Annotated in this window: 15 protein-coding genes; 8 read left to right on the forward strand and 7 right to left on the reverse strand. The window is 67.5% G+C overall.

Annotated features, from left to right (window positions below; translation table 11 throughout):
* From R2733_25470 to R2733_25480, 3 genes are all read right to left on the reverse strand, one after another.
* Complete coding sequence (locus R2733_25470) at nucleotides 1-2,709, reverse strand: DUF4214 domain-containing protein (protein MEZ5379870.1); 2,709 nt, start codon at nucleotides 2,707-2,709, stop codon at nucleotides 1-3.
* 180 nt (nucleotides 2,710-2,889) lie between these two features.
* Nucleotides 2,890-4,065, reverse strand: coding sequence for a molybdopterin-synthase adenylyltransferase MoeB (gene moeB, locus R2733_25475; protein ID MEZ5379871.1), 1,176 nt, complete (start codon nucleotides 4,063-4,065; stop codon nucleotides 2,890-2,892).
* Between the two features lie 94 nt (nucleotides 4,066-4,159).
* Nucleotides 4,160-4,945 (reverse strand): Sir2 family NAD-dependent protein deacetylase, encoded by a 786-nt coding sequence (locus R2733_25480; protein ID MEZ5379872.1) that lies wholly within the window; start codon nucleotides 4,943-4,945, stop codon nucleotides 4,160-4,162.
* 103 nt (nucleotides 4,946-5,048) lie between these two features.
* Between R2733_25480 and R2733_25485 the strand changes: the two genes are divergently transcribed.
* From R2733_25485 to R2733_25515, 7 genes are all read left to right on the forward strand, one after another.
* The gene (locus tag R2733_25485; GenBank protein MEZ5379873.1) at nucleotides 5,049-5,417 is read left to right on the forward strand and encodes a hypothetical protein; all 369 of its coding nucleotides are present in this window, start codon (nucleotides 5,049-5,051) and stop codon (nucleotides 5,415-5,417) included.
* Nucleotides 5,414-6,697: a glycosyltransferase family 4 protein gene (locus tag R2733_25490; GenBank protein ID MEZ5379874.1), complete on the forward strand. Its 1,284-nt coding sequence runs from the start codon at nucleotides 5,414-5,416 to the stop codon at nucleotides 6,695-6,697. The genes R2733_25485 and R2733_25490 overlap by 4 nt, the downstream gene beginning before the upstream one ends.
* On the forward strand, nucleotides 6,694-7,746 hold the full coding sequence (locus tag R2733_25495) for an ABC transporter ATP-binding protein (protein ID MEZ5379875.1): 1,053 nt from the start codon (nucleotides 6,694-6,696) through the stop codon (nucleotides 7,744-7,746). The genes R2733_25490 and R2733_25495 overlap by 4 nt, the downstream gene beginning before the upstream one ends.
* 115 nt (nucleotides 7,747-7,861) lie before the next feature.
* A complete protein-coding gene (locus tag R2733_25500; protein ID MEZ5379876.1) occupies nucleotides 7,862-8,917 on the forward strand; it encodes an iron ABC transporter substrate-binding protein in 1,056 nt (351 codons plus the stop codon).
* Nucleotides 8,918-8,972: 55 nt separating this feature from the next.
* Entirely contained in the window at nucleotides 8,973-10,526 is a 1,554-nt protein-coding gene (locus tag R2733_25505; protein ID MEZ5379877.1) for an iron ABC transporter permease, read from the forward strand.
* A gap of 110 nt (nucleotides 10,527-10,636) precedes the next feature.
* Nucleotides 10,637-11,233: a hypothetical protein gene (locus R2733_25510; protein ID MEZ5379878.1), complete on the forward strand. Its 597-nt coding sequence runs from the start codon at nucleotides 10,637-10,639 to the stop codon at nucleotides 11,231-11,233.
* Between the two features lie 196 nt (nucleotides 11,234-11,429).
* A complete protein-coding gene (locus R2733_25515; GenBank protein MEZ5379879.1) occupies nucleotides 11,430-11,804 on the forward strand; it encodes a hypothetical protein in 375 nt (124 codons plus the stop codon).
* Between the two features lie 300 nt (nucleotides 11,805-12,104).
* On the opposite strand, the gene R2733_25520 is transcribed toward R2733_25515, so the two are convergent.
* Both R2733_25520 and R2733_25525 read right to left on the reverse strand, forming a co-directional pair.
* Nucleotides 12,105-13,505, reverse strand: a complete 1,401-nt coding sequence (locus R2733_25520; protein ID MEZ5379880.1) for a sugar transferase — start codon at nucleotides 13,503-13,505, stop codon at nucleotides 12,105-12,107.
* 121 nt (nucleotides 13,506-13,626) lie between these two features.
* A complete protein-coding gene (locus tag R2733_25525) occupies nucleotides 13,627-15,060 on the reverse strand; it encodes a leucyl aminopeptidase (protein MEZ5379881.1) in 1,434 nt (477 codons plus the stop codon).
* Nucleotides 15,061-15,258: 198 nt separating this feature from the next.
* On the opposite strand from R2733_25525, the gene metH reads away from it, so the two are divergent.
* A complete protein-coding gene (gene metH / locus R2733_25530) occupies nucleotides 15,259-18,813 on the forward strand; it encodes a methionine synthase (protein MEZ5379882.1) in 3,555 nt (1,184 codons plus the stop codon).
* A gap of 18 nt (nucleotides 18,814-18,831) precedes the next feature.
* Here metH and ligD read toward each other — a convergent pair whose 3' ends face one another.
* Together ligD and R2733_25540 are read right to left on the reverse strand one after the other, a co-directional pair.
* Nucleotides 18,832-19,728 carry a non-homologous end-joining DNA ligase gene (gene ligD, locus R2733_25535; GenBank protein ID MEZ5379883.1) on the reverse strand — a complete coding sequence of 299 codons (897 nt, stop codon included), beginning with the start codon at nucleotides 19,726-19,728 and terminating at the stop codon, nucleotides 18,832-18,834.
* A 12-nt stretch (nucleotides 19,729-19,740) separates the two neighbouring features.
* Nucleotides 19,741-20,562: a Ku protein gene (locus tag R2733_25540; GenBank protein MEZ5379884.1), complete on the reverse strand. Its 822-nt coding sequence runs from the start codon at nucleotides 20,560-20,562 to the stop codon at nucleotides 19,741-19,743.
* Nucleotides 20,563-20,578 lie beyond the last annotated feature (16 nt).

The following is a 20,578-nucleotide window of genomic DNA, read 5'->3' on the forward strand; positions in this document are numbered from 1 at the left end:
CTAGTTGGTTGCTCGGGCGATGTACTCCTCGGAGCCCGCCAGGATCGCCGCAAGATCGATGTCGTCGCCGGTGCTCAGCCACTCGGCCCAGTAGTCGAGCCCGGCGGGGTCGGTGTCTCGCCCGAGGACCTTCTCGAAGAGGCCCGACACCCGATCGCGACGCGACTCCAACGATGCATAGAAGCCGGCGGAGACGTCGGCCGGTCGCGCTCGGCGACGCTCGATCTGATCGATCCAGAACGCCCGACCCGTCGGGTCGGCGTCTCGGTGCAGGAGTTCGCGGTAGAGCGCATCGACGTAGGCACCGGCCGAACCCGCCTGGGCGAAGTACTCACTCGAGCCGTAGAAGTAGGTACCGAGCTCCTGCATCTTCATGCCGAGGCGGAGCTGCTCGACCCAGTAGGCCCGCCCGGCCGCATCCGGCGCCCGCCCGAGCGCCGTGGTGTAGATCTGGCTGACCACTGCTCCGGCCCATGCGTCAGACGCTGCGAGCATGTTCGCGACATCGGCTGCGCCGTCGTCATCGACCAGCCGGGTCCAGTGGTCGAGCTGAGGCCCGGCCAACGTGTCGCCGACGAATGTTCGGTAGAGCGCCAGCGCCAACTTCGAGTCGTCGCTCGTTCCGAGATCGGGACGGAGCTTGTAGCCGACCGCAGACGCGTCGACGGCGATCGGCTGACCGACCGTGGTCGAGATCGGACCGGCATACGGCACATCACCGAATGGGAGCAGCCGCCCCTCGGCGTCGAGGACGTAGCCGCCGTAGCCGGTGGCCGAGGCCAGGATGGCTCGGGCGTCGGAGCGGGTGCCGCTCTTGACGGCGAGGCTCGGGGCACCGCCGAACGGTTTCAGCGACATGTCGGCACCGAGTACCCAGCCGCTCGTTCCATCGGGCCGCATGGCAACGCCGATGGCGTTCGTGACCGATGGCGAAGTGACCGACGGAGCGGATCCCACCGGCGAGAGGTGGCCGTTGCTGGCAACGACGTAGCCGTTGCCGGCGGTGTCGAGCGCCATCGCCCGTGCAGTCCCGTTGGCCGGCTTGTCGCTGACCGAGCGACCCGATGCCCCACCGAAGGCGACGATGTCGCCGTTGTTCGTCAGGATCCAGCCACCACCGCCGGATGCGACGGCCAGGTCGACCACGGTGGCGCCGCCGGCCGGCGCGCCGCTGATCGCCGGTGCGCCACCGTAGGGGCGGAGCGTGCCGGCCGAGGTGAGGACGTAGCCGTGGTCGCCGCTACCGGCGATGGCGACTGCTCCGCTGCCGATGGTCGGCATCGGATCGGGAACGTTGGCCCCCATGGCCGGACGCACCCCGCCGGCAGTGTCGACGACCACGACCGAGACACCGGACTCGGCCCCTTCCCAGGCGGGGAAGACGTAGGGGGCCGTGCCGATCTGCTGTCCGGTGACGCCGACCGTTGTGCGGAAGCCCGAAACCAGCGGGTAGGCGCGCGAGCCCGGACACGAAGACTCGCCGAGATCCCGGTGGCCAAGAATCGTCGGCACCTCGACCCACTGCTTCGCCGCGAACTTCATGCCGGGGCCGCTCGACCGATTCTGCAACCACGCTCGACCCAACGGGTCGACGCCGTACAGCCCGAGCTTCCAGGCGGCGAGCCGCTGGACCGAGGCGGCCGTGGCGGCAGAGACATCGACGGCGGCCGGACTTCCGCCCTGCTGGTGCTGCCCGAGGATCGCGATGCCGCTCGTCCAGGTGTTGAAGCCTCGGGTGTGGCCACCGATCACCGGCTCGTCGGTGCCGCCGCTGCGGGCCTCCCAGATGATGCCGAAGCGATCGACCACGAAGTTGTAGGCGATGTCGCACCAGCCGCGAGTGCCCACGTGATAGCGATAGATCCCTCGCAGGAGGTCGTCGACCTGGTCGGCGCCGTAGTCGTTCGTGTTGACCGTGTGGTGCACGACGACGGCCCGGACACTGTCGGCGTAGTAGGGACCGAACTCGCATCCCTCGTTCTGCGCCGCCCAACCGGCAGTGGCCCAATCCGAGCGAGGACGAATGGTGGGGCGAGCGGCGGCGAGGTTGCCGACGATCGGTTCACTGATCGACGGATCATCCGCAACGGCAAGGTTGGCCGCTGCCGGAACGTCGAGCGAGGTCAACGCCTCGACCCGGACCGTGCGGAGTCCCCCGCTCGGATCGCTGAGTTGGATCGCGGTTGCGCCGTCACCGATCCAGACCGGGCCGACCGATCCAGCGGCCGCCGGAACCGAGCCTTCGCCACCGGCGATGCCGTCGGGAGCGTCGTCGCTCTCGACTTCGATCTCGATCCACTCCCCCCAGACGCCGTCGTTTCGGCTCCGGAGCTCGAGCGTGGATGCCCCCTCGATGCGATCGAGGATCAGCATCTGCGGGGCGCCGGCAAGGTCGACCTCGACGGTTGCCGCTGTACGCAGCGCCGCGTTGCCCTCGGGGGCAGTTCCGGCATCGATCGAGACCTCGTAGTGCCGGATGTCGAACGATCCATCGCTCGCGACCCCGTCGACGGCGTTCACCGTGACCGCCGGTGTCAACGCTCCTGCGCTGGGGCTTGCGACCAACGACGACGAACACAGCCCGATGACCGCCGCGATCGACATCGCCCGCCGGGCGCGCCGAGGCAGACCTGGCGTGCGACGCAGGCGAGCAGTGTGACGTTGACGCACGAGGGGCGGACTCGAGATCGGGGTCGTCGATGAAGTCATAGGCGGCAAGCGGCGACTGTAGGCCACCGGGTTTGGCGGACGGCGTCGGCTCCCAAGACCGTGAGCAAATCCACCCACCGGCAGATCACCGTACGCGAGAACGCCCCACCCAACGGGGTGAGGCGTCTCGTGCTCCGAGGCGGAGGCGACAGGACAGACGGTGGCCGGTCGCCGTGTCGATCAGACGCCCGCCGGCTCTTTGACCTTCGGCATGCAGAGGCCGTCGAGCTCGACCACCTCGATGAGCTCCCGGTTGGCGTAGGTGACCGGGTTCTCGGGGTCGATGTTGAGCTTGTACTCGCGGAACGACATCTCGAGCGCATCGAACGCAAGGAGACGACCACGCAGCGAGTCACCAAGTCCAAGGATGAGCTTGATCGCCTCGAGCGCCTGGATCGAGCCGACGATGCCCGGCAGTACGCCCACCACGCCGGCTTCGGCACAGCTGGGTGCCAGCTCGGCGGGAGGAGGTTCGGGGAGCAGATCGCGATAGGTCGGGCCATTCAGCGGATCGAATACCGTGACCTGGCCCTCGAACCGGAAGATCGAGCCGTGCACCACCGGGATGCCGAGCTTCACCGACGCATCGTTGAGGATGTAGCGGCTCGGGAAGTTGTCGGCTCCGTCGATCACCACGTCGTAGCCGCTGAGGATCTCCTCGATGTTGTCGGCCGACAGTCGGGTGTCGTAGGTGTTGACCACGATGTCGGGGTTCATGCCCTCGATGGTCATGCGAGCGGAGTCGACCTTGCGCACGCCGACGCGATCGAGGTTGTGGAGGATCTGGCGCTGCAAGTTCGACTCGTCGACGACGTCCATGTCGACGATGCCGATCGTGCCGACACCGGCGGCGGCGAGGTACAGCGCCGCCGGCGACCCCAGGCCACCGGCCCCGAGCAGGAGCACCTTGGCTTCGAGCAACTTGATCTGACCGGCTTCGCCCACCTCCGGCAGGAGCAGGTGACGGGAGTAGCGGTTGCGCTGGTCGGCGTTGAGCGAGGTGGGCACGTACCAATCACGCCCCTCGTCCTTCCACTTGTTGAAGCCGCCGTCCATCGAGACGACGTTGGTGTAGCCGAGCTCGGCCAGCGACTTGGCGGCGAACGCGGAGCGCACACCACCTGCGCAGTGGATCACGATGGAGGCGGACTTGTCGGGAAGCCGGTTCTCGACCTGGGCTTCGAGATTGCCCCGCACGATGGTGACGGCGCCGGGGATGATGCCTTGCGCCACCTCGTCGGGTTCGCGGATGTCGAGCATGATCGATCCGTCGGCCCGCATCGCCTCGCCCTTGGCCGTGTCGACCTCGACGATCTCGGCCTTGGTCTTGGCAAGCAACTCACGGAAGGTTGGCATGGGCGGTCCTCTCGATGAAGGGGGAAGTGAATACCCTAGCAAGTCACTCAACAATTGCATGACCCGGCGCATTCCCGCTCGGGCCGACGAGATTTCAGCCGAACAGTTGCGGAAGCACGTCGGAGATCGACCCTCGCACCACGACATCGGCGAGGTCGTCCATCTCGGTCGGCCCCCCGTTGACGATCACGATCGACGCGCCGCGGCTACGGGCAATTGGTACCACGTTCGCGATGGGATACACCGACAGCGTCGACCCGATCGCCAACATCAGATCGCATTCACGTGCCGCTCGGTCGGCTCGCTCGAGATCCTCGACCACCAGGCTCTGGCCGAAGCTGATGGTCGACGACTTCAAGATGCCGCCACACGTCGGGCAGTCGGGATCGGTCTCACCCAACCGCACGCGATCGAGCGCCACCTGCATCGGGTCGCGGTAGTCGCACCCCAGGCACACCACCTCGCGAATCGAGCCATGGACCTCGACGATCCGCTCCGGGTCGCTCCCCGCTTGATGATGGAGCCCGTCGATGTTCTGGGTGATGAGGAGATGCAGCTTGCGACGGGCTTCGAGCCGCAGGAGGGCCAGGTGGCCGGGGTTCGGCTCGGCGGCCCACACGGGCGAATCGAGGCGCCCCATCCACGATCGACGCCGCACCTCGGGGTCGGCGATGTAGTTCTGGATCGTCGCCTGCTTCTCCGCTCCAGGGTTCTTGGTCCATACCCCTTGAGGACCCCGGAAATCCGGGATGCGGGAGTCGGTGGAGATACCCGCTCCCGTCAGCACGACGACCCGTTCGGCGGCGTCGATCAACGCGGCGGCCTCGGCAGCTGCGGTGGGATCGGCGGCCAGCGCTTCGGTGTAGGGGTCGAAGTCCATGGCGCGAACGTACCCCAGGCACGACCCTGACGACGGACCGTTCCCTCACCGCACACGGGAGCAAGCCCCCACAGCATCGATCGCGCCGCATACGATCGTCGGCGTGGAACTGCCCGCATCGCAAGCCGAGATCGAAACCGCCAAGACGCTGACCGCCATCGACGAACTCGGCCGCCGGGCCCGTGGCGAAGACACCGGCCTCCCCCACCCGTTCGAGACCGACCGGAACCTTGTCACCTACCTCTCGGCCGCCGAGCTGGCGTCGACCGGCGGCGGTGTCGCAGGACCCGTCGGCCGCATCGGACGCCGCATGCTCGCCTGGCTGCTGCCCAGCCAAATCGCCTACAACCAAGCGCTGGTCGATGTCATCCACCAGCTCGACCACCGCGATCGTCAGCAGCGCGAAGAGATCGCGAACCTCCAGCAGAAGGTGGCCGCGCTCGCCGACGCGATCGACGCCAACGACCGGTGAGCTCGTCCCGGCCGCCGCAACGGATCGGCGTTCTCAAGCCCGACTTCGGCTCGTCGGGAGGCTTCGAGCGCCATCTCGACGGGCTGCTTCGTGCGTTGGCGAGCGACGAGTGGCGCTTCGAGATCGTCACGATCCCGGTCGAGCGCACGATGCGCCTCTACGGACTCCTGCTCGATCAACCCATCCGTGACCGCCACGACGAGTTCTTCCTGTGGGCCGCCCTCGCGGAACGGGTCCAGCGCCTCGACCTGTCGGCCTACGACGCCGTGCTCACCACGCAGCCGCCGACCTATCTCGCGAACCACCCTCGCAAGGTGGCGCTCTTCTACCATCACCCACGCCAGTTCTACGACCAGGCCGACCTGTTCGCCGACAGCGGGTTCGTCGATCCCGAGATCCACGCAGCTGCGGTCGCCGCGGTGCGATCGGTCGAGGCAACGGCGCCCAACACCGTCGCCCACTGGCTGGCGGGGTCGAACGAGGTCGCCGGTCGCTTGCGATCGTTCTGGCACGTGCCCGACGACCGGATCACGATCCACTCGGCGCCTCCCACGTCGGTCCCGAACTCCATCGCGCCGTATGACGCCGGAGGACCGGCCATCGTCGTCGGACGACTCGAGTGGCCCAAGCGCCAGGAGCTGGCCATCGCCGCCGCCTGGGTCCGCCCGCACGACTGGCCGCTCGAGATCGTCGGCGATGGCAGCCGACTCGGTTTCGCCCGCCGCCTCGACGCCACCCTCGCCGCCGACCCGACCCTGGCCACCCGCCTCGACGATCGAGCACTGTGGATGAACACGGCAGGCGGCTCGCTTCCTATCGATGCCGCTCAGGGGGTTGCAGCCGACGCATGTTCGGAGGCGACTGCGTCGCCCGTCACCTTCCTGGGATCGGTCGATGACGAGGAGCTGACTGCGGCCTATGCCCGGGCGTCGGTCGTGATCACGCCGACATCCCACGAGGACTATGGCCTCACCGTTCTCGAAGCGATGGCCCACGCTCGACCGGTGATCGTGTGCCGCGACGGGGGCGGCCTCACCGAGTTCGTCGTCCACGGCGAGAACGGTCTCATCGTCGACCCAACGGCCGAAGCGATCGCCGCCGCCGCCAGCGAATTGCGGGCCGACCCACAGCGTGCGGAGGCGATGGGTCGTCACGGTCGAGATACCGTCGCTGGCGTGACCTGGGAACGAGCCGTCGAAACCGTCGCCGCTGCCCTTCGCTCCACCCTCGACGGTGGGCACAGCAGCGATCCGTCCGACGCGGGGGTGGATCACCCATGACGACGGCGACGGACGGGCCCGCCATCTCGGTCGAAGAACTCACGGTCGCCTACGACGGACCCGATGTCCTGCGATCGATCACCCTCTCGGTCGGACAGGGTGAGCAACTTGCACTCCTCGGTCCGTCGGGCTGCGGCAAGACCACGCTGCTGCGCGCCATCGCCGGGCTCGAGCGGCCGAGCGGCGGCACGATCAGCTTGCGCAGCACCCCCGTCGCCGGTCCGGGTCGCCATGTCGCCCCCGAGCAGCGACGCGTCGGGCTCGTCTTCCAGGACTGGGCGCTGTTCCCACATCTGTCGGTCGGCCAGAACGTCGCCTACGGGCTGCCCCGGAGTCGTCGCCCCCGACGCGGCTCACGATCGGCCGACGTCGACGAAGCACTGGAGATGGTGGGCCTGGCCGGCTTCGCCGATCGTGCACCACACACGTTGTCGGGCGGCCAGCAGCAACGCGTCGCTCTGGCTCGAGCACTTGCTCCTCGGCCCGATGCCCTGCTGCTCGATGAGCCGTTCTCGAACCTCGATGCGGCAATGCGAAGCGAGGTGCGCACCGAAGTGCATCGCCTCCTCGTCGAGCTCGGGATGACCACCGTCCTCGTGACGCACGACCAGGACGAGGCGTTCGTCCTCGGAGATCGTGTCGCCGTGATGCACGACGGCGCCATCATTCAACTCGGGACACCGACCGAGATCTACGCCCGCCCCGCCAACCGGTGGGTTGCCGGCTTCGTCGGCGAGGCCAACTTCGTTCCCGGACAACTCGCGGGGACGGTGGTGAGCACCTGCATCGGATCACTGCCCGCGCCCACGACCACCCTGGTCGAGGGCGAGGTCGACGTCCTCGTCCGCCCCGAGGACTTCTCGATCACGCACGGCGGTGATCACATCGTCGAACTGGTCGAGTACTACGGGCACGACACGGTCTACGACGTGATGATCGACCACCACCTTCGGGTGAGGATTCGTCAACCCTCGACCCCTCGTCACGAACGAGGCGAGCGAGTCACGGTGGGCACGCTTGGACGCCCGGCCTGCGTCTACCCTCGGTGAGGTGCCGCTCGCTCCAGGACCTCTCTCCACAAGCCCTCACACCAAAAGGTCCCTCCCCGCAACTTGTTAGGCGAGGTTGACACTTTCATTGAAGTGCTGCCTACAGTACCGCCACATGCAGAAGCGTTTCGTCATCGCCGCCGCTCTCGCGGCCTCCCTCACCGCCGCCGCCTGTGGAAGTGGCGACTCCGAGCCGACTGCCGACAGCGGCGCACCCGCCGCCGACGGCTCCTTGACCGGCACGACCATCACGGTCTATTCCGGTCGAGGCGAGGACCTGATCGGCGAGGTGCTCGCCGAGTTCGAGCGGGAGACCGGGGCCACCGTCGAAGTCCGCTACGGCGACTCCGCCCAGATGGCGCTCCAGATCGACGCCGAAGGCGATCAGTCGCCGGCCGACGTCTTCATCTCACAGAGCCCTGGCGCCGTCGGCTTCCTCGACGACGCCGGCCGCCTCTCACCGCTGGGCGAAGCGACGCTCGACCGCGTGCCTGCCGAGTACCGAGCGAGTGACGGGAACTGGGTCGGCATCACCGGTCGAGTCCGCGTGCTCGTCTACAACACCGAGCTGGTCGACCCCGCCGACCTGCCGGCGTCGGTACTCGACCTGACCGATCCGTCCTACGCCGGACGCGTCGGCGTTGCCCCGTCGAACGGATCGTTCCAGGACTTCGTCACGGCGATGCGCTCCGAGCTCGGTGACGAAGCAACGGCGGAGTGGCTGGCCGGCATGGCAGCGAACAACTCCCCGAACTACGCCAAGAACTCGGCGATCCTCGACGCCGTCGCCCGAGGCGAGGTCGAGATGGGCCTGGTCAACCACTACTACCTCTTCGCCGCACTCGATGAAGACCCGACCATCCCGGCTGCCAATCACAGCTTCGAGGCCGGCGACCTCGGCTCCCTGCTCATCGTCACCGCCACCGGCGTGGTCGACACCACCGACCAACCCGAAGCGGCCGAGGCGCTGATCGCCTTCTTGTTGTCCGACGATGCCCAGCGGATGTCCTCCGACGCCGAACGCGAATACCCCCTGGTTCCCGGCGTCGCCCCATCCGAGGGCCTGCCGCCGCTCGCCGACCTCGTCAGCTCGACCTTCGATCTCGGCACGCTCGCCGACGGCCTCGCCGGCACCCAGCAGCTGATCGATGACAGCGGCATCACCCAGTAGGCCACGCCGCCAGCGCATGCGTACCCGGCCGCCATCCCACGGCTGGCTACCGGCCGTGAGCCTGGCGATCGGCGTGCTCTTCGCCGGTCCGCTGGCCTATGTGGCCTGGTCCAACATCCGTCTCGGCTCCGACCTCACCACTCTTCTTCGGTCGGGCCGAACCCTCGAACCCTTGGGCCGATCGGTCCTCCTCGCCACGGCGGTGTCGGCGACCTCCACGGTCGCCGGCACCGTGCTCGCGTGGACCATCCACCGCACCGACCTGGTCGGGCGACGAGTGTGGGCGGTGCTGGCTCCACTTCCGCTCGTGTTCCCGTCATTCGTGGGTGCGACGGCGCTGATCAGTGGCTTTGCCACCGGCGGGCTCGTCGAGCGAATCACCGACCCGATCGGCCTCGGCCCGCTCCCACCGCTCGCCGGCTTCAGCGGCGCGTGGCTCGTCCTCACCATCTTCACCTACCCGTACGTCTACCTCCCGGTCGCCGCCCGACTCCGTCGGCTACCGACGTCGCTCGAGGAGAGCGCTCGCCTCTTGGGCCGGAGACCGATCGGCGTGTTCACCTCGATCGTGCTGCCGCAAACGGCGTCGGCGATGTCGGCCGGCACCCTGCTCGTCTTCCTCTACACGATCAGCGACTTCGGCGCCGTCCAACTCCTGCGCTACGACACGCTCACCCGGGCGATCTTCACCAATCAGCTGGCTGACCGCGCCACCTCGATGGCGATGGCCCTGATCCTCGGCGCCGTGGCCCTCGCCGTCGTTGCGGCCGAGCGCCGGCTCGTTCGATCGACCCCGGCCACCTCGAGTCGAGCGGGCTCGGGCGGCCTTCGGTACCCACTCGGGCCGTGGCGAGCACCGGTCACCGCGACCGTCGTTGTGTTCTTCGCCGCCACCCTCGTCGGGCCGATTGCCTCGCTACTCCATTGGCTCATCCGAGGACTCCAGCGACAACGGACGACGGGAGCCACCGCCGTCGACGTCGACGGCCTCGCCACCGCCGTCACCAACACGGTCACCGTCAGCGTGGTCGCCGCCATCGCCACGGTGCTCGCCGTCCTGCCCATCGCCTACCTCACGGCCCGCCACCGGTCACGCATCGGCAGCGTCGCCAACGCGCTCGTCGTTGCCGGGTTTGCACTCCCAGGGATCGTCATCGCCCTCGCCATCATCTTCTGGGTCCTCAACGCCCCGCTGCTCGCCCGGTTCTACCAAACCCTGCCGCTCCTGGTCTTGGCCTACGTCATCCACTTCGGCGCCCAGGCCACCCGAGCCTCGGCCGTGGCCGTGGCGAGCGTGCCCGAAGTCCTCGATGAGGCGGCACGCATGCTGGCCGCCGGGCGCTGGCGTCGGCTCGCCACCATCGACCTTCCGCTGATGGCACCCGGGCTCCTCGCCGCGGGCGGCCTCGTGCTGCTGTCGACCATGAAGGAACTGCCGGCCACGTTGCTGCTGAGTCCCACCGGCTATGACACCGTCGCCACCCGCATCTGGGCGTCGATGGAAACCGTGTCGTACGCCCAGGCTGGCCTCGACTCGTTGGTCCTGCTCGCCGTGTCTGCGGTGCTGACTTGGCTCCTGGTGATCCGTTCGAGCGACCGCTTCGATTGAGGGTTGACACCGTTTATCTCGTCAAACTACGTTTATCTACGTTCATCTGGTGGTGAACGCATCGGGTAGCGACTACCCCTCCTTCTTCTCACATCCTTGGCGGGACCATCATGACCAACGAACGCACCACATCGGCGACTCCACCATCCTCCACTCCACCATCCTCCACGCCCCCTCCCCCACCCACGACCCGAGCCGGCGAGCCGTCATCCTCGACGCCACCGCCGAGTGCGGTCGGCGAGGGCACCGAGCGCACCACTCCGAGCCATCCCTTCGACACCCTGGTGATCCGGCCTTGGGACGATCCGCTGGTCGAACAGCTGGGGTTCGATCCGCGGTCGAGCTATGTCGAGCGGTACTGGACGTCGATCCTCGGTCCTTCCGCCACCCTGCTCCTTCGCCGACTCGCCACCGGGCTCGAGATCGCCCCTGACGGCTTCGAACTCGACACCGTCGCCTGGGCCCAAGAACTCGGCATCGGCATCCGTGGCGGCAAGAACGGCCCCTTCTGGCGCTCGCTCGACCGATTGGCCCGCTTCGGCGCCACCCAGCGCAACGGGGCCCTGGTGGTCGTCCGCCGCAAGCTGCCGCCGCTGAATCTGCGCCAGATCGAGCGACTGCCGCCCCACCTCCAGCAAGCGCACCACGCCTGGACCGCCCGCCAGAACGTGCGCCGCGACCCAGGCACCCCCAGCGAAGCCGCCTGACGCCGCAAAGCTCAGGGCGTCTCAACAACCCCGGCAAACCTCGGGGGCTCCCAGCACCTCGCTGCGGGGAGCCCCTGAGCTTTCTGGATCTAAGGGGAGGCTCTTCGCTTTGGACGGCGGTCGACGACTCACCCCCACGCCGATCTGGGGGATGTCCTGGGTGTGTGACGGGTCTCATCGAGCCGATCATCGAGACATGATCGCCCCGTCCGACCCACCGCCGCCGTCGCCTTCGAACCGGCTCCCAGATCGACCGCTGCCGCCGGCGCGGCCCAACGATGCCGCACTGGCGGCGAAGCTGATCGGCCTGCCACTGCTGTGGCTGGTCGGCGGTGCCATCGCGCTGATCATGTACGACCAGCACGTCTGCGACCCGAGCTCGTTCATGTGCGTCCGGCTGTCGTCCACCGAACTGGCGCTGTGGTTCGCCGGCTCGCTCGGCGTTCCGGCACTCACCACCACCGCAGCGCTCACCTCGGGCTCGACCCGCGAGCGCCTGGTTCGAGGCCTGATCGTGGCCGGCATCGTGACCGCTGTCGCATCCGCCGTGGCGTTGGTCCTCGCCGCCTGACCCCGCGCCGACCCGAGAGCGTCGAGCGAGTTCACGACCCTCCGACGCCGCAAAGCTCGACTTCGGGGTCACACGCGTTCGTAGCCGGGCTCCGGAGGGAAGGAGCCCGGCCACGAGATGCGCAGGCCGGGACCGATCCGTTCGACGCCGGAGGGAAGGAAGTCGAACGAGGCGGCCACGGTGCTTGTCCCAAAGGACCAGCGCCTGGTGAACCATCCACCGCCCAGGCGGGGTCGGTTCGTGGTTGTGACGCCGCAGGTTTCCGAGAAGTCGCGAGATTCTCGAGATTCTTTTCGAGGCTCAGTACGCCCCGTCTTGGCGCAGCACGGCCGGGATCGTCCGCAACAGGATCGACAGATCAATGACCAGCGACCAGTTGTCGACGTAGTAGAGGTCGAGGCGGGTGTACTCCTCGAAACCGGTCGAGCTCCGGCCCGACACCTGCCACATGCCGGTGATCCCGGGGCTGACACGAAGACGGCCGTAGAGGTCGTCCTCCCACGAATCCATCTCCGACCACAGGGCGGGCCGCGGGCCGACCAGGCTCATCTCGCCACGGACCACATTCCACAGCTGGGGCAGCTCGTCGAGCGAGGTCTTGCGGATGAACTTGCCGACGCTCGTGATCCGGGGATCGTCCTTCATCTTGAACAGGGCGGTGTCGCCGGTGTCCATCGTGGCCCGGATAGCCTCCGCGTCGACCACCATGCTGCGCAGTTTGAGCATGTCGAAGGGGACGCCGTCGCGGCCGACTCGGCTCTGGCGGAACAGCACCGGACCACCGTCGTTGCGGCGGATCAGGAACGCCAGGACCGCCAGCACGGGGGCGGCGCACACCAGGACCCCGAGCGACACCACGATGTCGAACGTGCGCTTGGCGACCGCACGCCAGCCTCGCCGCATGACCGGCTCGACGTACACCACGGGGAACCGACCGAGCGGACGCACCGTGAGTCGACCGGGATCGATGTCGATCAGCGTCGAGCTGAGTTCGACGTGGATGCCGTGTTCGACGAGATCTCGCACCAGGCGGTTGCTCGCCCGTGTCTCGATCGACGAGGCAGCAACGACGGCACCGAGCGCATCGTTGGAGCGGGCTTCGGCCAGCACTCGAGTGGTCAGCTCGGTCCGGTCACTGATCTTGCGGGGATCGACGCTGGACACCACCTGATAGCCGAGCTCGGGCTCGGCTTCGAACATGGCCGTGAGCTGGCGGGCCTCTTCGTTGGCGCCCACCATCACCACGCGACGGCACAGCTCTCCGGCTCGTCGTCGTCGATCGAACCCCGAACGGGCCACTTCGCGCTCGATGCCGATGGCAATGCCACCGAGCAGTGCCGAACCGGCGAGCCAGCCTCGGGAGACGTCGAGACCGAAACCGAACGCCACGACGGCGACGGTTGCGGCGGTGGCGACCGACGCGTCGAGGATCCGTCGAATCTCATCGGCTCGGCGGGTGATGAACCGGGAGCTGTACAGCTTGGCCTTGGCCAGCCACAGCCACCACGAACCGAGCATGACGAGCATCGCGATCCAGCGGTCGCTGCCAGGAGCCACGACGAACGTCATCGCCGAACCGCTCGCCGCGGCGGCGAGGAGATCGACCACGAACAGCCGGCTCTTGGTGCTGACGATCGAGAACGAGGCGCGCTCGACGTCAGCCGATGCTCCCGCTCCGATGCGTTGCTCCACTGATGCCACTGCGACCCATTTCCACGCGTGCTCTACGTGGTGGAAGGTCGGCAGGATCGGCAGCGCCTTGAGCAGCCGCTCCGAATTTGAGGCGTTCGACCGGAGCGGTCGCTAACAGCGGGTGCAGGCGCTACCAGTTCGAGACGGTCTCGGCCAACAGTCGGACGCCGAAGCCGGTGGCACCCTTGGTGATGACGCCGTCGTCGGCCTCGGTCATGGCCGATAGTCCGAGGTCGACGTGGGCCCAGGGGATGTCGGCGATGAATTCTTGGAGGAAGAGGCCGGCGACCAGCGCCCCGCCGTAGGGCCCACTCCCGATGTTCTTGAGGTCGGCGACGTTCGACTCGAGCTGGGGGCGGTACTCCTTCGGCAGCGGGAGACGCCAGACTTTCTCGCCGGTGCTGGCCGACGCGGCCAGCACGCGATCACACACGGCGTCGTCGTTGGCCATCACGCCCGCGTAGCCGGCGCCGAGCGCAGCCGATACGGCCCCGGTCAGCGTGGCGATATCGATGATTGCGTCGGGTGTGGACTCCGCTGCGTATGACAGGGCATCGGCGAGGACGAGCCGGCCCTCGGCGTCGGTGTTGAGCACCTCGACGGTCTTGCCGTTCCGAGCTCGGAAGACATCGCCGGGGCGGAAGGCGTCGCCGTTCACCATGTTGTCGGTGAGCGGCACATACGCCGTCACGGCCGCCTTGCAGCCGTAGGTGCCGAGCAGGCTCATGGCGCCGACGACGGCGGCACCGCCGGCCATGTCGACCTTCATGGTCATCATTCCCGCGCCCGTCTTGATCGACAGGCCACCGGAATCGAACGTGATGCCCTTCCCGACGAGCGCCAACTTCGCCGTGGGCTTGGTCTTCGGGGTGTAGGACAGGATCAGGAAGCGGGGCGGGTGGGTGGAGCCCTGGTTGACGGCGAGGATGCCGCCCATCTTCTCCTTGACGATGCGCTTCTCATCCCACACCGTGGCCTTCAACCCCGATGCCGCCGCCACCTCCTTGGCCTTGGCCACGAAGGCGGTGGGCAACATGGTGCCGCCCGGTTCGTTGACGAGATCGCGAACCATACGTACGGCCTCGACCGTGGCCAGCCCGATCTCGAACGCCGCCTTGGCGCCGCGACCGGACGCCACCACGGTGATGCGATCGAGCACCCGATTGTCGGCACTCTTGAGCGCCACATACCGATACGTCGCAAGACCGGCGCCCTCGACGACCGGGGCCACTCCCGCCAGCGGCTCGTCGTCGGTTGCGAGTTCGGTCGCCATGGTGATCGCCACGTGCTTGTGGGACGAGACGGCCCGGACGTAGGCGGCGGCCGCTCGCCGCAACACATCGGCGTCGACGGCCGAGCGTTCACCGAGACCGACCAGCACCTCGACGGCCGGTCCCTCCTGGCCGTGCAAGACCAGCGTCTGCCCCACCTTTGCTTCGAAGCCGGCCAGCTTGGCGGCCGTGGCGATCGGCTCGGTCAACCCCGAAATGGCGTCGGCGGTGAGGGGGCGATCGATCGCCGTGGCGGTCTTGGGCGTGGCGGTGGCATGGCGGAGGGTGGACATACTCACAGACTCTACGTTCTCGCCGACTATGATGGAGGCATCGCCGTGTTCCGAAGGGCTGCGTCCCGAGGTGCACGGCGGGTCCTTTGCCAGAGGGTGTGGGACCGACGATTGCGCATCAGTCGAGACTGCACGATCCGACGACGCCGAACAATCGTGGCTCCCGCTGGGCGCCTCCTTTCGAAACGAGCATCACCCATGGTTGACCGAAGCCCGAGCGCGCTGCCGCTCAGCGACCGCAGCGAAGCATTCCTCACCGCGATCAGCGAACGTGTCGTCATCTACGACGGAGCGCTGGGCACCGGCGTCCAGCGTCGTGGTTTGACCGCTGCCGACTTCGGAGGCGAGGAACTCGAGGGCTGCAACGAGTACCTGGTCGTCACTCGGCCCGACGTGATCGCCGACCTGCACCGCGGCTTCCTGTCGATCGGCTGCGACGTCATCGAGACCGACACCTTCGGCGGGTTGGCGATGACCCTCGCCGAGTATGGGCTGGCGGACCGGGCCGACGAGCTCAACACCGCAGCCGCCCGCCTGGCTCGTGAGGTCGCCGACGAGTTCTCGACCCCCGACCGGGTTCGCTGGGTCGCCGGTTCCATGGGTCCGGGCACGAAGTTCCCGAGCCTCGGCCAGGTCCGCTACGACGAGATGAAGGACGGCTTCGAGCAGCAGGCCGCCGCACTCCTCGAGGGTGGCGTCGACCTCCTCATCATCGAGACGATGTTCGACCTGCTCACGATCAAGGCGGCGATGAACGGCTCGCGCCGGGCCATGGCCAAGGTCGGCCGCCAGGTCCCGCTCCAGGTCCAGGTCACCATCGAGCTCACCGGGCGCATGCTTCCGGGCACCGAGATGCAGGCCGCCCTTGCTGCGATCGAGCCGCTCGCTCCCGACGTGTTCGGGCTGAACTGCGCCACCGGACCGGCCGAGATGTACGAACACATCCGAGTCCTGTCGCAGAACTCGAGCGTGCCGATCTCCGTGATTCCCAACGCCGGTCTGCCGTCGGTGGTCGACGGCGAGATGCACTACGACCTCACCGAGGAACAGTTGGCCGAGCACCTCGCCGGCTTCGTGACCGACCTCGGTGCCAACATCATCGGCGGATGCTGTGGCACCGGACCCGAGCACCTCCAAGCCGTGATCGATCGCTGCGCCGATCTCACACCCGCCGAGCGCACCCCCACCCGGCTCGCCGGCGCCACCTCGATCTACTCGTTCGTCCCGTTCCAACAGGACACCTCGTTCCTCATCATCGGCGAGCGGACCAATGCGAACGGGTCGAAGAAGTTCCGCGAGGCCATGCTCGAGGGCGACACCGAGACCATCGACAAGATGGGCAAGGACCAGATCGCCGAGGGTGCGCACGTGCTCGATGTCTGCGTCGACTACGTCGGACGCGATGGCACCCTCGACATGGACGAGACGGCCAAGCGGTTTGCCACCGGTGTGGCGGCCCCACTGGTGCTCGACTCGACCGAACCCCAGGTGATGGAGGCCGGCCTCAAGTGGCTCGGCGGCCGCGCCATCTTGAACTCGGCCAACCTCGAAGACGGCGAGGGTGAGGGCTCGCGCTTCGATCGCGTGATGCGCCTGGCCAAGGAGTACGGCGCTGCCGTGGTCTGCCTGCTCATCGACGAGGAGGGCCAGGCGCGCGATGTCGAGTGGAAGATGCGCATCGCGCATCGGATCCACGATCTCGCCGTCGACCGCTACGGCCTGTCGCCGAGCGATCTGATCTTCGATGCGCTCACCTTCCCGCTGTCCACCGGCGACGATGACCTCCGCCGCGACGGGATCGCCACCATGGACGCCATCGCCCGGATCAAGGCCGAGCTGCCGGGCACCTTCACCACCCTCGGACTGTCGAACATCAGCTTCGGCCTGAACCCGGCGGCCCGGCAGGTGCTGAACTCGGTCTTCCTCCATGAGTGTCTGGCCATCGGCCTCGACTCGGCGATCATCCACGCCGGCCGCATCCTTCCGCTGTCGAAGATCGACGAAGACCGCAAGCGGGCAACGCTCGACCTCATCTACGACCGCCGGGGAACCGCAGGCGGCGACGGAACCGACCCGAAGTACGACCCGCTCGCCACCTTGCTCGAACTGTTCGCGGACGCCACGGCGATCAAGGCCGAGGTGGTCGACAAGACCGGCTGGACCGTCGAGCAGCGCCTGCATCAGCGCATCATCGATGGCGACCGCGACGGGCTGACCGGCGATCTCGACGAAGCGCTCGAGACGATGAAGGCGCTCGAGATCGTCAACGATCACCTGCTCGGCGGGATGAAGGTCGTCGGTGAGCTCTTCGGCAACGGCGACATGCAGCTGCCGTTCGTGCTCCAGTCGGCCGAGACCATGAAGGCGGCCGTCGCCTACCTCGAGCCACACATGGAGCGCATCGAGGGCGAGCACTCGGCCAAGGGACGAGTGGTGCTCGCCACCGTCAAGGGCGATGTGCATGACATCGGGAAGAACCTCGTCGACATCATCCTCACCAACAACGGCTACGAGGTGCACAACCTCGGCATCAAGATCTCGGTCACCGAGATGATCGACAAGGCGCTCGAGATCGGCGCCGACGCCATCGGCATGTCGGGCCTCCTCGTGAAGAGCACACTGATCATGCGGGAGAACCTCGAAGAGCTCAACCGGCGCGGCCTGTCGAACATCCCCGTGCTGCTCGGCGGCGCTGCCCTCACCCGCAGCTACGTCGAGCGCGACCTGCGCGAGGTCTACGACGGTCGGGTCTTCTACGGTCGTGACGCCTTCGAAGGCATGCACACTCTCGACAAGCTGGCCGAGATGAAGGCGTCGGGCATCGACGATCCCGACTTCGGCACCGTGCCGGCCGGGCTGCTGCTCGAGAACTTCCGGACCACGAAGGAAGCAGTCGACCCGTCGCTCCTCCCCGCTCGGTCGCCCGAGGTCGAGGCCGACAACGAGGTCTTCACTCCCCCGTTCCTCGGCTCACGAATCGTGAAGGGATTGTCCGTCGACGAGATCGCCACCTGGGTCAACGAGACGGCCTTGTTCCGCCATCAGTGGCAGTTCCGTCCCGAGAACGGTGAGTCCGACGCCGAGTTCAAGGACCGCATCCGCCCGCTCTTCCGCCAGCAGCTGGCCGACGCCAAGGCATCAGGGATCCTGAACCCGGCGGTCGTCTACGGCTACTTCCCGGCGAACGCCGACGGCAACGACGTGATCATCTGGACCGACGAGACCCGAACGGTCGAGCGGGCCCGGTTCTCGTACCCCCGGCAGAGCGAGGCGCCGCACAAGTGCATCGCCGACTTCTTCCGACCGGTCGGCCATGGTGGCGCCACGACCGAGGGCGACTACGCCGCCTTCCACATCGTCACCATGGGACGCACGGTGTCCGATGTCGCCGCCGAGCTCTTCGCCGCCGACAAGTACCAGGACTACCTCTTCCTCCACGGCCTCGGTGTCGAGATGGCCGAGGCGCTGGCCGAGATGTGGCACGCCCGCATTCGGGCCGAGTGGGGCTTCGGCGACGAGGACGAAGACGGCCTGCTCGGACTCTTCCGCCAGAGGTTCCGCGGCGGTCGCTACTCGTGGGGGTACCCGGCATGTCCCGACCTCGAGGACAACGCGCTCGTTGCCGATCTGCTCGAGGCGAGCCGGATCGACGTCGAGTGCAACGAGGACACCGCCTGGCAGTACCAGCCCGAGCAGACGACCAGCGCCATCATCTGCCACCACCCCAAGGCCAAGTACTTCGTCGCCCGCTGACCGGACGGGCGGACGGGGTCAGGACCCGGGGAGGGTTTGCTCGAGGGTGAGCGTCGGGGCGAACAGGTCGCCGAGGTGGTGGATGCGATCGAGGACCTCGAAGGCGGTGAACGTGAGCGGTGCGCCGTCGGCACCCTCGGTGACCTCGTCCCAACTGATCGGGGTCGAGACCGTGGGCTCGGGCCGAGCCCGTAGCGAGTAGGGGGCGATCGTGGTCTTGTGTCGCGAGTTCTGCGACCAGTCGATCAGCACCTTGCCCGGACGCTCGCTGCGTTTCATGTTCGTGAGGACTTCGGTCGGCCGCTGCTTCTCCAGCAACTGGCCGACCGCGAGCGCGAACGACGACACATGGTCGTGGGTGTGGGGCGTGTTGAGCGGTACGTAGAGCTGCATGCCCTTCGAGCCTGAGGTCTTCGCGAAGGCTTCGAGGCCGACGGCGCCGAGCACGTCACGAATGGCGAGGGCGATGGCGCAGCACTGGGTGATGGTGGCGGGGGCACCGGGATCGAGGTCGAAGACCAGCATCGTGGGTGTCTCGAGATCGCTGCACCGAGCCATCGGCGAATGCAGCTCGATCGCGGCCAGGTTGGCGGTCCACACGAGCGCGGCGGTCTCGTCGAGCCGGCAGTACTCGATGGTGCCATTGCGATCGCCCGGCCCGATCGCCACCGACACCCAGTCGGGCCGATGCGAGGGGCACCGCTTCTCGAAGAACGACTTGCCCTCGACCCCATCGGGGTAGCGCCGCAACGTGAGCGCGCGATCCCCGATGTGCGGCAGCATCACCGGCGCAATGCGGGTGTAGTACTCGATCACCTGGGCCTTGGTGAACCCCGTGCGCGGGTACAGCACCTTGTCGAGGTTCGACAGCGTGAGCGTCCGATCCCCGACCTCGACGGTGACCTTGGCGGCCATCGATGATCAGCTTCAGGCCGACTCGGCCTGGTCCTCGCCGCTCTCGCGCTTGGCCTTCGCCGCCGCCACGCTCGCCTCGAGCGCCGCCATGAGATCGACGATCTCGGCCGTTGGGCCGCTGTCGACGGCCTCGACCTTGGTGATGTCGCCCTCGGCCTTGGCCTGGATGAGCTCCATGACCTTCATGCGGTAGGTGTCTTCGTAGGCCGACGGGTCAAAGTCGGCGGCCAGCGACTCGACCAGTTGGGCGGCCATCTGCTTCTCGGCGTCTTTGACCTCGACCTCGTCGAGATCATCGAGCCCGGGGATCTCGGCCGGATCGACCAGCTCGTCGGCGTAGAGCATCGTCGACAGCATGAGGCGACCGTCGACCGGCCGGATGGCGGCGAGATGCTGCTTCGAGCGCATCACGAACGTGGCGATCCCGACTCGGCCGGAAGCCTCGAGTGCCTCGACCAGCAGTGCGTAGGGCTTGCGCGCCATCTCGTCGGGAGCGAGGAAGTAGCCGCTCTCATAGAAGATCGGATCGATGTCGGCTTCTTCGACGAAGTCCACCAGGTCGATACTGCGTGACGCCTTCGGAGCGATCGACTCCATCTCCTCGTCGGTGAGGATCACGTAGTTGTCGTCGCCGAGGTCGTAACCCTTCACGATGTCGGCGTAGGCCACCTCTTCGCCGGTCTTGGCCGAGGTGCGCACCATCTTGACCCGTGAACCGGTCTTCGAATCGATCTGGTTGAACCGGACCGTTTGATGGCTGACCGCGCTGAACAGCTTCACCGGGATCGAGATGAGACCGAAGCTGATCGCTCCGCTCCAGACGGTTCTCGGCATGGTGGGGTCCTTTGGT

This window comes from Acidimicrobiales bacterium, assembly GCA_041394265.1.
Classification (GTDB): domain Bacteria; phylum Actinomycetota; class Acidimicrobiia; order Acidimicrobiales; family SZUA-35; genus JBBQUN01.